This window comes from Aeribacillus sp. SP014, from assembly GCF_054055575.1.
Window position 1 is genome coordinate 975,473 of the sequence record NZ_JBSRXI010000001.1, and the last position, 15,534, is coordinate 991,006.

The 15,534-nt window shown below is 45.7% G+C and carries 8 protein-coding genes and 1 pseudogene; 7 read left to right on the plus strand and 2 right to left on the minus strand.

Features of this window, described 5'->3' with window-relative positions:
- Positions 1-110 precede the first annotated feature (110 nt).
- Together ACVIJU_RS04835 and ACVIJU_RS04840 are read right to left on the minus strand one after the other, a co-directional pair.
- Positions 111-1,040, minus strand: a complete 930-nt coding sequence (locus tag ACVIJU_RS04835) for a hypothetical protein (RefSeq protein ID WP_144598183.1) — start codon at positions 1,038-1,040, stop codon at positions 111-113.
- A gap of 2 nt (positions 1,041-1,042) precedes the next feature.
- Positions 1,043-1,320, minus strand: a pseudogene (locus ACVIJU_RS04840) (hypothetical protein); the annotation flags it as partial.
- Positions 1,321-1,753: 433 nt separating this feature from the next.
- On the opposite strand from ACVIJU_RS04840, the gene ACVIJU_RS04845 reads away from it, so the two are divergent.
- From ACVIJU_RS04845 to ACVIJU_RS04875, 7 genes are all read left to right on the plus strand, one after another.
- Positions 1,754-2,170, plus strand: a complete 417-nt coding sequence (locus ACVIJU_RS04845; RefSeq protein WP_456687336.1) for a hypothetical protein — start codon at positions 1,754-1,756, stop codon at positions 2,168-2,170.
- Between the two features lie 805 nt (positions 2,171-2,975).
- Complete coding sequence (locus ACVIJU_RS04850; RefSeq protein WP_456687337.1) at positions 2,976-3,761, plus strand: 2,3-dihydro-2,3-dihydroxybenzoate dehydrogenase; 786 nt, start codon at positions 2,976-2,978, stop codon at positions 3,759-3,761.
- A 22-nt stretch (positions 3,762-3,783) separates the two neighbouring features.
- Entirely contained in the window at positions 3,784-5,025 is a 1,242-nt protein-coding gene (dhbC, locus tag ACVIJU_RS04855) for an isochorismate synthase DhbC (RefSeq protein ID WP_456687338.1), read from the plus strand.
- A gap of 485 nt (positions 5,026-5,510) precedes the next feature.
- On the plus strand, positions 5,511-7,151 hold the full coding sequence (locus ACVIJU_RS04860; RefSeq protein ID WP_456687339.1) for a (2,3-dihydroxybenzoyl)adenylate synthase: 1,641 nt from the start codon (positions 5,511-5,513) through the stop codon (positions 7,149-7,151).
- Positions 7,152-7,155: 4 nt separating this feature from the next.
- Entirely contained in the window at positions 7,156-8,067 is a 912-nt protein-coding gene (locus ACVIJU_RS04865) for an isochorismatase family protein (RefSeq protein WP_456687340.1), read from the plus strand.
- A 16-nt stretch (positions 8,068-8,083) separates the two neighbouring features.
- Positions 8,084-15,274 (plus strand): amino acid adenylation domain-containing protein, encoded by a 7,191-nt coding sequence (locus ACVIJU_RS04870; RefSeq protein WP_456687341.1) that lies wholly within the window; start codon positions 8,084-8,086, stop codon positions 15,272-15,274.
- Positions 15,252-15,470, plus strand: coding sequence for an MbtH family protein (locus ACVIJU_RS04875; RefSeq protein ID WP_063387831.1), 219 nt, complete (start codon positions 15,252-15,254; stop codon positions 15,468-15,470). Before ACVIJU_RS04870 ends, ACVIJU_RS04875 begins: the two co-directional genes overlap by 23 nt.
- Positions 15,471-15,534 lie beyond the last annotated feature (64 nt).

Below are 15,534 nucleotides of genomic sequence, written 5' to 3' on the forward strand. Positions count from 1 at the left end.
TTCATTGCAAGCAATTTTCTGTTGGTTGAGCTTTTTCCATATTTTGCTCAACTTTTGTTAAAAAGTGCAAAAACTTCCCCCTATCTTTTAACACGGATCAAATGAACAATTTATTTTTCTTGCAATAACATACGCCAGTAATTCTCAATTCGATTGAATGTGTCATCGGCACGCTGTGCAACAAAATCTCTTGCCAATTGGTAATCTATATCCCTTGGTGAGATGCCTTTCGTAGCAAATGAAAGCAGTTGTTCTTTTGCTTTTGCAAGCACTCCAGACAAATCTTCTTCATTTTGAATGCTCTCAAACATTTCTTGATAATTTTTGATGACTGATTCAATTTCTGCTTGTGTATATACCGTTTTCCCAAGTTTATTCGTCATGGACAGCTCACGGCTTTGTTGGTATGTTAAAGGAGCATTTAGTGACCTGATTTTGGCTCGTGCTGCGATGAATCGCTCCTCTACCGATTGGTGATTTATGGCTATTTTCGTATTGTGGCGGACATAATCTTGAATCAGTTGATCAAATCCTTTTTTTACATCACCGCTTAAAAACGTATCACTGAAGTATTGAAGTGCAGCTGTTGAAGAAGCCAATTCAAGATGGGCTTCATAAGAATGCTGTTGTTCTTTACTAATTCCAAAAAGGCTAATCCCTAGATATGGCGACAAACTATCTACTCCGTCCGTTATGTGTTGTAAGATGGATTCTACTTTTTTTACTTCTTCATTACTTAGCGAATCGAAGTATTTGGATTCATATAAATATTGGCTGAACACAAGCCATTGATCCTTTGGCCGATAAGAGAAAATATCAGAAGGGTCAACGTTTTCTACGTGAAAAAACTTTTCCATCGGTATGGCCATCAAGCCTTGAACTTGTTTGATTTCATCCGAAATCGTAAGTTTATAGGCTTGTCCGTTTCGGTTGACTTCCACTTGTTGTCCGGCCAATGGATTTTTGATTTCGTGTACGGGTGGCATTTTGGCTCTATTTCGAGCGACTATTGCTCCGATATATCCAAGATCAATTTTCACGGTTATTCCCTCCTATCTAAATAATTAATGGAAGGCAATGGTTCCACTTTGCTTCCATAGTAAAAATTCAACGCACTAAAGAAATCGATTGATTTACCTGTTTTTAAATCGACGATTAAAATGTGATTGCCATAGTTAAAATCGCCAGTTTCCAGTCTGCGTTGTGTTGTTTTTTTAAAGTATCAACAAACGAACTATAGTAGTACGGGTTTGGACCAGATTAATATTGTGATTCGTGCTATGTAAAAAGCGTACCTACTTCCAGATATCCCGTAATTGCAAAAATCGGAACTTGCAGAGTTCATGTTTGGTTGGTCTTCCGCAAAGCTTTTCTGCACACAATAGTCATCAAAGTGATAATTAAATTGAAAACCAAACAATTTCATTATTTATAATCGGCTTTTTAAATAAATAGTTAAATGATTATAAGGAAAAATTTAAATAATCTACCTAAAACTTTCTATTTTAAGTAAAATATCCTAGGATTTGAGGCGCGTCAGCCAGAAATTGGATGGAATAAGTAGTCAATGAGGGATTGTTTGTTGCAAAGGGTAAAAAAGTTAAAAATATCATAAGTATATCGCCTGATTTTAAACATGTATTATCAGTTAAAGAAAATGCGGAGAGTGGGGATGCCGTTTACTTGAGGTCTTATTACGGAATTCTGTCTCGTCCAAAAAAAGCTTCCCTATAAAACAGATGGGGAATTTAAAGTGGAATGGTTAGCGAATGATATTGCCGCCGTTACATATAAAACCGTTGATCATACGATTCAACAATTTATCGGGACTTATGGTGATCGCGGTAACGGAAGGTCCTATTATTATGTCGGGGCTGAAATCCATGGTCGATGGCAAGGAAATAACGTTGAGGTTGTGAGCAATTCAGAAGGAATTTCTGTTACTCATAATGGTAAAAAGGAATTATTTTACTGGGATCATATTACTCAGTTTAGCTCTCTTGCTGTTGTTTTAATGAGCCATATCGAAGAGATTTGGACTATATCATTAAATGAAAATTTTGTGGCTGATTCCGCAGACTCCGAACATACAACTGGTGAAATTAGTTTATATAAAGCAACAATGAAAAAAAATAAGCCTATCATCCTGCATTATAAAGCTTCGCAATAACATCTGCAGCCGGTTGGTATACGAGAAAGTAGTCGATTGCCTAGGCGAAAATGACCTGGCAACCACAACCTTATGATTGAGGATTTGGTAAATTAATCCTAGACTAGGCAAGTTAAAACATTCAACCTATACAGAGTTCGTTTTCCAACTAAAACGCCATCCCAAAGTTGCAATCTTTCCTGTCTTTTTTCTGTTCAGGGAAGATTTTTTAAAATGTAACCGATATCCTAAATTCTGGTCAAAATCGGTGTTTTTGAAGGAAGTAAACTACAGAAAAACCTTTATTATATGAAAAGGTACCATCTTCATGTTTTTTCTTATCTTCTAAATCCCTTTTCTTTTTTATACCCTATTAAAATAAACTCCAACCCCGATCTCGGAAAATAAACATTTCTGATTTCGGGGTATTTTTCTGTCAAAATACTTACCGCATCTTAATCCTATCCTAAAAAAAAGAAATTTGTTGATATCGGACCTGCAAAAGGACGGCGTGCTCAACGGAGTTTACGAAGGCAAAAGGTATTCGATGAGGGAAAACTGCGATCAATTTTGTTGTTTCCATACAGTGATGCCTCATGTACTATCTTCCTATATTTGTAACGGTGGTCAGTACTTATCAGCTAAACGAAAGAAATAGAATCAGATATTCATTGGGGCCTATGAATTATTTTTCGGGAAAAGCTTTGACAAAGTTTTTTTTCTTTTTCATAATGAAAAATACGATGATAATGAAAATCATTATCATTTTTAGTAGAACAAATTTCCATTTAAGATTTGTTTGCAATATTGGAAAGGGCGGGATCAGATGGATGAATGGAAGATAAAAGGGAAAATTTCTCTTGTTACTGGAGCTGCCCAAGGAATTGGAGAAGCGGTGATCAGCCTGCTGGCAGAACATGGTGCAAAGATAGCGGCAGTTGATCGGAATGCTGAGAAATTGGACAGAACCGTTTCGAAATTAACAAGGCGCGGATATGACGTCAAAGCATTTCCAGCGGATGTGACTGATCGTGATGAAGTGGATCGTATCGTCAACGAGATAAAAGAAAAGATGGGGCCCATCCACATCTTGGTGAATGTAGCTGGCATTTTTCGGATGGGGGCCGTGGAAACCTTTTCTGATAAAGATTGGGAAGAGGTGTTTAAAGTGAACACTTTAGGAGTGTTCCATGTTTCGTGTTCCGTCAGCCGCCGGATGATTCCCCGCAGGACAGGTGTCATTGTGACGGTAAGTTCCAATGCGGGAACGGTGCCGAGAATGTACATGTCGGCTTATGCGGCTTCAAAAGCGGCGGCAACGATGTTTACCAAATGTTTAGGGCTTGAGTTGGCGCCGTATCAGATTCGATGTAATGTAGTTTCACCGGGATCAACGGAAACGGACATGCAGCGGTTCATGTGGGCCGATGAAAACGGTGCGGAAAAAGTAATCACCGGTTCCTTAACGGAGTTCCGTCTTGGCATTCCATTGAAAAGGCTCGCACAGCCGCAGGATATTGCCGATGCCGTGTTATTTCTTGTTTCGGAACGATCGCGCCATATTACGATGCACGATTTAAGGGTGGACGGCGGAGCGACACTGGGTTGTTAACCATTCTTGGGAGGGATGACAAATGAAAATGAATACCATGCATTTCGCATCAGCAGAACAGATTCTTTCGGAATATCAGGAAGGGACATCCTTTTTCATGGCCTCCCCGACTAGAACGCTGTTAACGAAAGGCATTGTTCAAACAGTGCCGACGACGGGGTATAGGCATCATCCAAAACAGCTGCTTGGACAAATTCAAACCTTGCTGCAGGATGCAAAAGAAAAAGGAGGTACCCATCCCATGGTGGCAGGGGCCATTCCCTTCGATGATATGTATCCGGCCAGGCTGATGGTGCCTTTAGAGGTTAAATGGTCAGGTCCTCTTTCCTTTGATCATATGCTGACAAAGGAGGAACAGCCGGCGGTCCGGCATTATCATGTGACCCCAGTTCCGACGTCCCATGGGTATAAAAAAGCTGTGGAACAAGGATTACAAAAAATAAAGGACGGTGAACTGCAGAAAATTGTGCTATCGAGATCGGTCCATTTGACATCAACGGAAAAGCCAGATGTGTCGAAGCTTCTCTACAAATTGGCCATCCGTAATCCAAATGGTTATACTTTTGCGGCACCGTTGCTAAAGGGAGACGGGTCCGATCGAACATTCCCCGCAACATTAGCTCAACAGGGGGTGGGGACGCTGTTGGGGGCGAGCCCGGAACTGCTCGTGTCAACATCAGGCAGTCAAGTCATTGTCAATCCGTTGGCAGGATCAACGCCCCGAAGGGATGATCCGCAAGAGGACCGGAGGAGAGCAGATGCTTTACTTATTTCGGAGAAAAACCGCCATGAACATGCGATAGTGATTGAGGCAGTGACCAAAGCTCTGAAACCTTTCTGCAAAACATTGCATGTACCAAAGGAACCGTCCCTTCTCTGCACGGAAACGATGTGGCATCTTTCCACAGTCATCAGCGGGGAACTGTTATCACCGTCCATTTCGTCCCTTGAGCTTGCTTTAGCGTTGCATCCGACACCAGCGGTTTGCGGCACACCGACTTTATTGGCAAAACAGGCGATACAGGACATCGAGCCATTTGAACGGGGATTTTTTACTGGTACAGTAGGCTGGTGTGACATCGATGGAGATGGAGAATGGATTGTCACCATCCGCTGTGCAGAAGTGGAAGAACAAAACCTCCGCCTTTTTGCTGGAGCCGGCATTGTGGAAGGATCGGTGCCGGAGGAGGAATTGTCGGAAACATCGGCAAAACTGTGCACCATGATGAGAGCGCTGGGGCTTGACGATGACATTTTGGCATAAAAGCAGAGCACTTCCATGGTAAGGAAGATGTCAAAGCCTGACGATGACATTTAGCATAAAGCAAAGTACTTCAATGGTAGGAAAGAGGTCGCCACTAGCATAAACCAGACCGCAGTTGACTAGTATCTGGTTGGACAAAACATGGCATCTTCTATCTTAGTTCCGTATTGAAAAGATGTCGAAAAGTGAAACAGACAGCTACCTCAGTTCAGTCGGCATTAAAAAGATATTGAAAAGCAAAATAGACAGCTTCATGGCATCTTCTGTCTTAGCTCCGTATTGAAAAGATGTCGAAAAGTAAAATAGACGGCTTTCTGAGTTCCGTTGGCATTGAAAAGATGCTGAAAAGTAAAACAGAAGAGCCTCATGGCGTCTTCAGCCGAATGGAATCGCAACAAAACGTTTGATGAAAAATTTGAATTCCTTTACATGGCTGGATATTTATATGCATGGAATCATAAATAAAAGAAATTGGAGGGTGACAGATGTTAGAAGGATATACAAAATGGCCGGAGGAGCTGGCTGCATTTTACCGGAAAGAGGGCTGCTGGGCAGGACAAACCTTTGGCGATTTGCTGCGGGAACGTGCTTTGAATTATGGAGACCGGGTTGCGGTGTCCTTTGATGGGAGCGAACTGACCTATCGGGAACTTGATCAAAGGGCTACTGAGCTTGCTTCCGGGTTGCAGCGGATCGGCATTCAAAAGGAAGATCGTGTTGTGATCCAATTGCCAAATCGAATTGAGTTTTTTGAGGCCATTTTTGCCCTGTTTTATTTAGGAGCATTGCCAGTTTTTACTTTACCTTCCCATCGCTACAACGAAATCCGGCATTTTTGCGAATTCAGCGAGGCGAAGGCCTATATCATTCCAGATGAATACAGAGGATTTGATTACCGCTCCCTTGCTAGACAAGTGAAGAATGAAGTCCCTACATTGAAACACGTGATTGTAATTGGAGAAGCTGAGGAATTTGAATCCTATGAAAACGTGTTTACCGAACCGGCAGAATTGCCAACTGTACAGTCAAGTGATGTGGCATTTCTCCAGCTGTCCGGAGGAAGCACAGGATTGCCGAAGTTGATTCCCCGCACCCATGATGAATATATTTATACCCTCCGGCTGAGTGCAGATATTTGCCGGCTTCATCCAGACAGCATTTATCTTGGGGTTCTGCCCATTGCCCATAACTATCCTTTAAGCTCGCCGGGGGTGTTGGGAACACTTTACGCCGGAGGAAAAGTGGTGCTGGCGGACAGTCCCAGCCCGGACGAGGCCTTTGCCTTGATTGAGAAAGAAAGAGTGACCATTACGTCATTGGTTCCCCCTCTTGTTTGGATTTGGCTGGATGCCTATTCAGATTGCCAATATGATTTATCGAGCTTGGAAGTCCTGCAAGTGGGCGGAGGAAATTTCAGCCCTGAAGTTGCCAAACAGGTACAGCCCGTGCTTGGCTGCAAACTGCAGCAAGTCTACGGGATGGCAGAGGGGTTGGTCAATTATACAAGACTGGATGATCCCGACGAAATTGTTATCAATACTCAAGGAAGACCGATGAGCCCATACGATGAAATTAAAATCGTGGACGAAGAGGAAAACGAAGTGGGGCCCGGCAAGGTCGGTGAGCTGTTGACAAGGGGGCCTTACACGATTCGCGGCTATTATAAAGCGGAGGCACAAAATGCCAAATCTTTTACTGCGGATGGATTTTACCGAACCGGTGATTTGGTGAAACTGACACCGTCAGGCTACCTTGTGGTGGAAGGTCGGGTTAAAGATCAAATTAACCGGGGGGGTGAAAAAATTGCGGCGGAGGAAATGGAAAATCATCTTTTGGAGCATCCGTCCGTTCGAGATGCGGCTGTTGTGGCAATCCCTGACAAATTTCTGGGTGAACGGTCCTGTGCCTTCGTCATCCCTAGTGATTCCGCATTGGAAGCAGCTGAACTAAAGTTATTTTTGGAAAAACGAGGTGTGGCCTCCTTTAAGATTCCAGACCGGATTGAATTCGTGGATTCCTTTCCAAAAACCCCGGTAGGAAAAATTGATAAACGGGCATTAAGGAAAATTGTTGCAGAAAAGCTGTCACCACTGGTACAACCTAGTGAATTTGTTGAAAGGAAGTGATGAAATGGCAATCCCTCATATTCCGTCTTATTCAATACCTGAACTTTCGGAATTAATCGAAAACAGAGTATCCTGGACACTGGATCCGAAGCGTTCAGCCCTTTTGATTCATGATATGCAAAATTATTTTCTAGACAAATTTACCCCAAATGCTTCCCCGATCAAAGAATTAGTCGAGAATATTCAGCGGCTGAAAAAGGTGTGCCAAGAGCGGGGCATACCGGTGATTTACTCCGCTCAGCCCGGGGGCCAAACAATAGAACAGAGGGGTCTTCTCCAAGATTTTTGGGGAGACGGGATCGGACAAGATCTTGATCAAATGGCTATCCGTCAAGAAATTGCCCCAGGGGATCAAGATATTTTGCTGACTAAATGGAGATACAGCGCATTTAAACGAACTAATTTGTTAGAAATTTTACAAAAGCATGAAAGGGATCAGCTCATCATTTGTGGTGTGTATGCCCATATTGGATGCTTATTAACCGCTGCGGATGCCTATATGCAGGACATACAGCCGTTTTTTGTAGCCGATGCGGTGGCCGATTTTTCCCTTGAGGAGCATAAAATGGCCGTACGATATGCGGCGAGCCGCTGCGCGTACACGCTGACTACCGAGCATGCATTGGACCTGCTTCAAAAAGAACAGTCAGCCCCTCGGCATTCGTTGCCAATGAGTTTAGGAGAGATGCGGAAACAAGTAGCGGAATTGATACAGGAAGAACCGGAAAATATCTCCGTTGATGAAAACTTGTTCCACAGAGGATTGGATTCCGTCCGCATGATGGTGTTAGTAGAGAAATGGAGAAGAGCAGGGGCGGAGATCACCTTTGCGCGCCTTGCCGTCCGTCCGTTTCTGTCAGAATGGTGGGAATTATTGTCCAAAGCGAGTATGATCGAATCCATTCAAGATTCGTAATAAAGGAGGCATATCCATGTCACATTGTCAAGATCAATACATGCCTTTATCCAAAGCTCAAGCAGGTATTTGGTTTGCCCAGCAGCTGGATCCTGGCAACCCTATCTTTAACACCGGTGAATATATCGAAATCAAAGGTCCGGTGGATCCTGTTCTGTTTGAAAAAGCACTGGAAAAGGTCCTTTCGGAAGTGGAATCTTTGCATGTCCGGTTTAGTGAAAATGAGAACGGACCGTTTCAAATAATTTCCCCGTCGAAGGAGATTCCTTTCCAATATGTTGATGTGAGCAATAGAGCAAATCCTCATGAAGAAGCAATAAAGTGGATGAAACAAGATTTATCGACGCCTGTTGATTTGACAAACGATCCTCTGTATACCGAAGCGTTATTCAAAATTTCCGAGGAGCACTATTATTGGTATCAGCGCATTCACCATATTGCCATTGACGCATTTGGTTTTTCGCTGATTGCCCAAAGAGTCGCTCAAGTTTACACGGCTTTTGTAAACGGACGATCCATTCGAGGGGAAGCATTCGGCTCCATCCAGAAGATATTGGAGGAAGAAAAAGAGTATGAAGCGTCCACGCAGTATGAAGCGGATCGATTCTATTGGATGGATCGGTTTCAAGATGAACCCGATGTGGTCAGCCTATGCCAGAAAACGGCACGGACTTCGGATACGTTTCTTCGGAGAACGTTCCATTTATCGTCGTCCGATACAGAGCGTTTCAAACAATCTGCTCAACGGCTGAACGCGGGATGGCATGAAATGTTCATTGCGGCGGCAGCCCTATACATTCATAGGTTTACGGGGACAACGGACGTGATCCTCGGGCTGCCTATGATGAACCGGTTAGGATCTGTGGCCTTGAATGTGCCCGCCATGGTGATGAACATTGTGCCTCTCCGTTTGCAGTTCGATCCGGATGATTTACTGTCTGATCTTCTTCGTCAAGTCAGAAAGGAAATGGCTGAAGCGAAAAAACATGAAAAATACCGGCATGAACAACTGCGGCGGGATTTGAAGCTTTTAGGGGAACATCAGCGGCTGTTCGGCCCTCAAGTGAATCTCATGCCTTTTGACTATTACCTAAGCTTCGACGGCCATATCGGTATTCCCCGTAATTTAGCTGCAGGACCGGTGGATGATTTGGTCATTCAAGTATATGATCGAGCGGATGGAAACGGGCTGCGCATCGATTTTGATGCAAATCCGAAACTGTATCGGATCGATGAGCTGGAGGCCCATCAAACCCGTTTTGTGCATTTGCTGGAAACAGTGGCATCACTGAAAGAGGATATGTGCATCGGAAAGATTAAGCTTCTTTCTGAAAAGGAACGGCATCAAGTACTGACTGCATGGAACGATACTTGGCGTTCCATGCCGGATGAGCATTTTCTGCAGCTTTTTGAAAAACAGGCAGCCGATCATCCGGATGCTACGGCCATTATTTGTGGAAATGAGGTGCTATCCTATCAAGAATTAAATCAAAGGGCGAACAAACTGGCCCGATTGCTCATGAAAGAAGGCGCCAAACCGGAATCATTCATTGCGCTGGCCCTCCCCCGATCCGCATCTTTGGTGGCGGCGATGCTGGCCGTATTGAAAACCGGAGCGGCTTATTTGCCGCTGGATCTTGATTTTCCAAAAGACCGTATCGAATATATGCTGGAACATACGAACCCTGTCCGCATTGTGGCAACCTCTGCTGCTAAAGAAAAACTTGGCCATGCTCCGGCTCATTCTATGATCCTGCTGGATGATCCGGAAACGGAAAAAACGTTGCGGGATCAGCCTGATCACAATGTAGACATAAGCCGTTCAGCCAATCATCCCGCTTATGTTTTATATACATCAGGCTCTACCGGAAAACCAAAAGGGGTGGTAGTGCCCTTTCAGAGCCTCAACAACTTTTTGTTTGCCATGCAGGAGACGGTGCGGATAGGGAAACAGGACCGGTTCCTTACTATTACGACGGTTTCCTTTGATATTTCGGCATTGGAATTGTATCTGCCATTGATTTGCGGCGCCGCATTAATCATGGCGGAGAAAGAAACGGCAAAGGATCCGAAGGCCTTGGCGGAGATGATAATAAAGGAAAACATCACGATAATGCAGGCAACACCAATCCATTGGCATATGCTGGTATCACATAATCCGGAATGCATATCGAACCTTCGGGTTTTAACAGGAGGCGAGGCGCTCCCGAGCGGGCTGGCCAAGGAGCTAAATCATCTTTCTGCAGAGGTCATCAATTTATACGGTCCGACGGAAACGACGATCTGGTCCACCTATTCGTATCTTCATGCAGATGACAACGCAGTGCCTTCCATCGGCCGTCCTATCTGGAATACTCAAGTGTATGTACTGGATGACCGGCTTCAGCCGGTACCGACCGGAGCCGCTGGTGAATTATATATTGCCGGTGACGGGCTGGCAAGGGGATATTTAGGTCGTCCGGATTTAACCGCCGAGCGTTTCATAGCCAATCCCTACGGTACGCCGGGAAGCCGCATGTACCGAACAGGGGATGTGGTCCGATGGAGGAAGGATGGGGCGTTGGAATATATCGGCAGGACCGACCATCAAATTAAGCTTCGGGGGTTCCGAATCGAAATCGGCGAAATCGAAACGGTGCTATCGGCATTTAAAGGTGTGGACCGCGCCGTTGTAACGGTTTATGAAGATTATCAAGGGAATCAGCGGCTAGCCGCCTACATTATTCCTCATGAAAGATGGAAAGACAGCTTTGATGTTACGGCACTCCGCCGATTTGTCAGTAAAAAACTGCCGGATTATATGGTGCCATCCGCTTTTATGGTACTAGATGAATTTCCGTTGACTCACAATGGAAAAATTGACCGAAAAAGGCTGCCGGCGCCCGAGACCGGCATCACAGCAAAAGGGCGCAAGCCAAGAACGCCCCAGGAGGAAATCTTATGTGAGTTATTTGGAGAAGTTTTGGAGCTGTCTTCCGTTGGGATTGATGATCATTTCTTTGAATTGGGCGGACATTCACTATTGGCCGCCCGTCTGTTAAGCCGTATTCGGGATGTGTTCGGTGCAGACATTCCGATCGGCAAATTGTTTGAATCACCGACGGTCGCAGAACTTGTGAAACATGTGGAAGAGGCAGAACAAACAAAGCCGCCTATTTTACCGCAAGTTCATGATGGGGAAATTCCCCTATCCTTTGCCCAGCGCAGGCAATGGTTTTTATATCATTTGGAAGGTCCAAGCCCTACATATAACATACCGGTGGTCGTCTCTTTAACGGGTGATCTCAATGAAAATGCGCTGAAAAGAGCACTATATGATGTCATTGAGCGGCACGAACCGTTGCGGACGATTTTCCCAGACGATGCCGGAGCATCCAAACAAGTGATTTTACAACCCCATCAAGTTGGGCCTTTATGGATGAAGAAAGACATTAGTGAAAGTCAGCTTGCCGACGAATTGCAGGCAGCGGTCCGATACAGTTTTCATTTGGCCAATGAACCGGGAATCAGAGTCCAATTGTATCGACTCGGATCTCGCAAGCATGTACTTTTAATCTTGCTGCATCATATCATTGCTGACGGCTGGTCGCTGACCCCTTTAACCCGTGACTTGGCTAAAGCTTATCAGGCACACTGCCGGAATGAAAAAATATCCTGGAACCCGTTGCCGGTCACCTATGCGGATTATGCCCTTTGGCAGCAACAGCTGCTGGGGGATGAAAGCAATCCAGAAAGTCTCATTGCCACACAGCTTGATTACTGGAAAAAAACATTAGCGAATTTACCGGAAGAACTAGAACTGCCGACGGATTATACGCGTCCGCAAGAGTCCAGCTATAAAGGCGGTATCGTAAAATTTTCAATCGATTCAGATCTTCATCAGTGTCTATTAGAACTGGCAAGGGAAAACAAAGCAAGCCTTTTTATGGTTCTTCAGGCAGCTTTTGCGGTTTTCCTTACACGGCTGGGGGCAGGAACGGATCTTCCGATTGGCAGCCCCATTGCCGGTAGAAATGACGATTCGCTTGAGGATCTTGTCGGATTGTTTATCAATACGCTCGTTCTCCGCATGGACACATCAGGAAATCCAAGCTTCCGGGAACTGTTGGAACGGGTGAGACAGGTTAATCTATCCGCCTATGAACACCAGGATCTGCCCTTTGAACGGCTGGTAGAAGTGTTGAATCCGGCAAGATCAAAATCGAAGCATCCGTTATTCCAGGTTATGTTCGTCTTCCAAAATACGCCGGAACCGAAGCTGGAATTGGAGGGTCTTGAAAGCAAATTGGAGATTCAAAATGTCGGTTCGGCGAAATTTGATTTAACGCTGGAGCTTCAGGAACAAAGGACCAAAAACGGTTCTCCGGACGGGCTGACCGGTCTGTTTGAGTACAGCTGTGATTTATTTCGTCATACAAGCGTGGAAGGTTTTGCGAAACGATTTTTGCTGCTTCTTGCGGCCATTTCGGAAAATCCGGACCGGCCCATCAGTGATTTCAATTTGCTTCTGCCGGAAGAACGCACGCTCTTTTTGGAAAAAAGTCGTCAGTCTGTTGCAATGTCTTCAGACTGTCTTGCAGCATTGTTTGAAAACCAAGCGGAAAAAAATCCCGATTCCATTGCCGCAGTTTATGACGGTGCTGTACTGAGCTACAGGGAATTAAACGAACAGGCCAACCGGCTTGCCCATTACCTGATTGAAAAAGGTGTCGGTCCTGAAAAAACGGTGGCACTGGCATTACCCCGATCCTTCGACATGATCATCGGAATCCTTGCCGTGCTGAAAGCTGGGGGCACATATCTCCCGCTAGATCCGGATTATCCGAAAAAACGGCTGGAATATATGATGGAGGATGCTCGGCCGATGTACGTGATCACTAGAAGCGATGCCGCATCAAAACTGCCGGAAGGGAATGAAATTCCTCGGCTGATACTTGATGAAGAACGGACCAAGCATCTTTTAGCCGTCTATCCGGATATTAATCCGGATGATTCATTGCGCACAGAACCATTGTCGCCGCTTCATACAGCCTATATCATCTACACGTCTGGTTCAACGGGAAAGCCGAAAGGGGTGCTCATCCCGCATCAAAATGTCATTCGTCTGTTTCAATCAACGGACCATTGGTTCCATTTTACGGCAGCGGATGTTTGGACCTTATTTCACTCCTATGCCTTTGATTTTTCGATTTGGGAGATGTGGGGAGCGTTCTTATACGGAGGTCGTCTTGTCATCGTGCCCCATCAAATCAGCCGTTCGCCGAAGGAATTTTTGCAGCTGCTTGTGGAACAACAGGTAACAGTGCTGAATCAAACCCCTTCCGCCTTTTATCAGCTGATGCAGGCGGACAAGGAATATCCGAATCGATCCAAACAGCTGGCCTTGCGCTACGTCATTTTCGGCGGAGAAGCGCTGGAGCTCAGTCGGCTGGAAGATTGGTATGAACGGCACGGTGATCAACAGCCAACTCTGATTAATATGTACGGCATAACAGAAACAACTGTTCATGTCAGTTATCTTGCACTGAACCGAAGCCATCTCTCCATGGAAGGAAATAGCTTCATCGGCGCGGGTATTCCTGATTTAAACGTGTATGTGTTAGATGAATATCTCCAGCCGGTGCCGCCGGGCGTTGTCGGTGAAATGTATGTGGCCGGTGCGGGCTTGGCGCGAGGATATTTAGGAAAGCCCGGATTGACAGCAGAACGGTTTGTGGCAAATCCTTTCGGCCCGCCGGGAAGCCGCATGTATCGGACTGGGGATTTAGCGAAATGGAGTGAAGACGGCTCCTTGGATTATATTGGAAGATCCGACCATCAAGTGAAAATCCGCGGATACCGGATTGAATTGGGAGAAATTGAAGCAGCTTTAGTAAAACATCCGGATGTTGCCCAAGCGGCGGTGGTGGTACGGGAGCTGCAGGAAGGAGATCAGCGGCTTGTTGCATATGTGGTGCCTCAACATGACGTGGAACCGGACGAATTGAGAAGACATGCCGCAGCAAGCTTGCCGGATTATATGATTCCTTTCACTTATGTAAAAATGGATCGCCTCCCGTTAACGCCTAACGGCAAATTGGATCGGAAGGCATTACCGGAACCGGAAATCAGCATCGACTTGGCGAAGAGCGGACCGAGAACTCCCCAAGAAGAAATGCTCTGCGAATTGTTTATGGAGGTGCTCCGAGTTCCCCGCGTAGGGATTGATAACGGGTTCTTTGAACTGGGGGGACATTCCTTTTTAGCGGTTCAATTGATGAGCCGGATTCGGGAAACCTTTGGTTTGGAACTGAATATTGGAGTTTTATTTGAAGCGCCGACGGTCCGCAGCCTTGCGGAAAAACTTGAGATGGGAGGCAGTCAGAAATCATTCGATGTGCTGCTGCCGCTCAGAACATCCGGAAGCCGTCCGCCGGTCTTTTGCGTGCATCCGGCGGGAGGACTCAGCTGGTGCTATGCCGGATTCATGAATACATTGGGGCCGGATTATCCGATCTATGGACTGCAAGCCCGTGGTATCGGGGAAAAAGCGAAGCTGCCGGAGACACTGGATGACATGGCCGCAGATTATATCCGGCAAATCAAAACTGTACAGCCAGAGGGTCCTTACTACTTGCTGGGATGGTCCCTCGGAGGGAATGTGGCCCATGCCATGGCGGCACAGCTGCAGGAACAAGGTGATGAAGTGGGACTCTTAGTGATGCTGGATGCCTATCCGAGTCATTTGCTGCCTATTTCCCAGGCGCCCGATGAGGAAGAAGCGATGATAGCCCTCCTCGCGTTAGGCGGTTATGATCCGGACAACATGGATGGCAAACCGCTCAATCTGAAGAATACCATTGCCATGCTGCGGCAGGAAGGCAGTGCATTGGCGAGTTTGGAAGAATCAACTATTTTAGATTTAAAAAATACGTACGTGAATTCCGTCAAAATTTTAAGCGAATATGTACCGCGCCGCTATCGGGGAGATGTGCTGTTCTTCCGGTCAACCATCATCCCGGACTGGTTTGACCCCATCGATCCAGAGATATGGCAGAACTACGTGGACGGGAAGCTGATTCAATATCCGATCAGCTGCCGTCATAAAGATATGTGTCAACCAGGCCCGCTGGCGGAAATCGGACGCATACTGGCTGATTTCTTGCAGGAAAACGGAAACATCCAGAAATGGAAGGAGGAAAAAAATGAAGAATCCGTTCGAAAATGAACAGTTGTCCTTTTTTGTGTTAGTAAATGAGGAAGAGCAGTTTTCGCTTTGGCCTGCTCCGATAGACGTTCCCGCCGGCTGGCGGATCGTCTTTGGAGAAGATACCCGCGCCAATTGCCTGGCGTATATTCAATCCCATTGGACAGACATGCGCCCGGCCAGTTTGAAACAGCAAACCCATGGCATTGTGAAGTAATTAGAAAGACAGAGGAAAGCAAAATGCCGGTATGGGGAACGATGGAGAATGGCAGTCGTGCTTA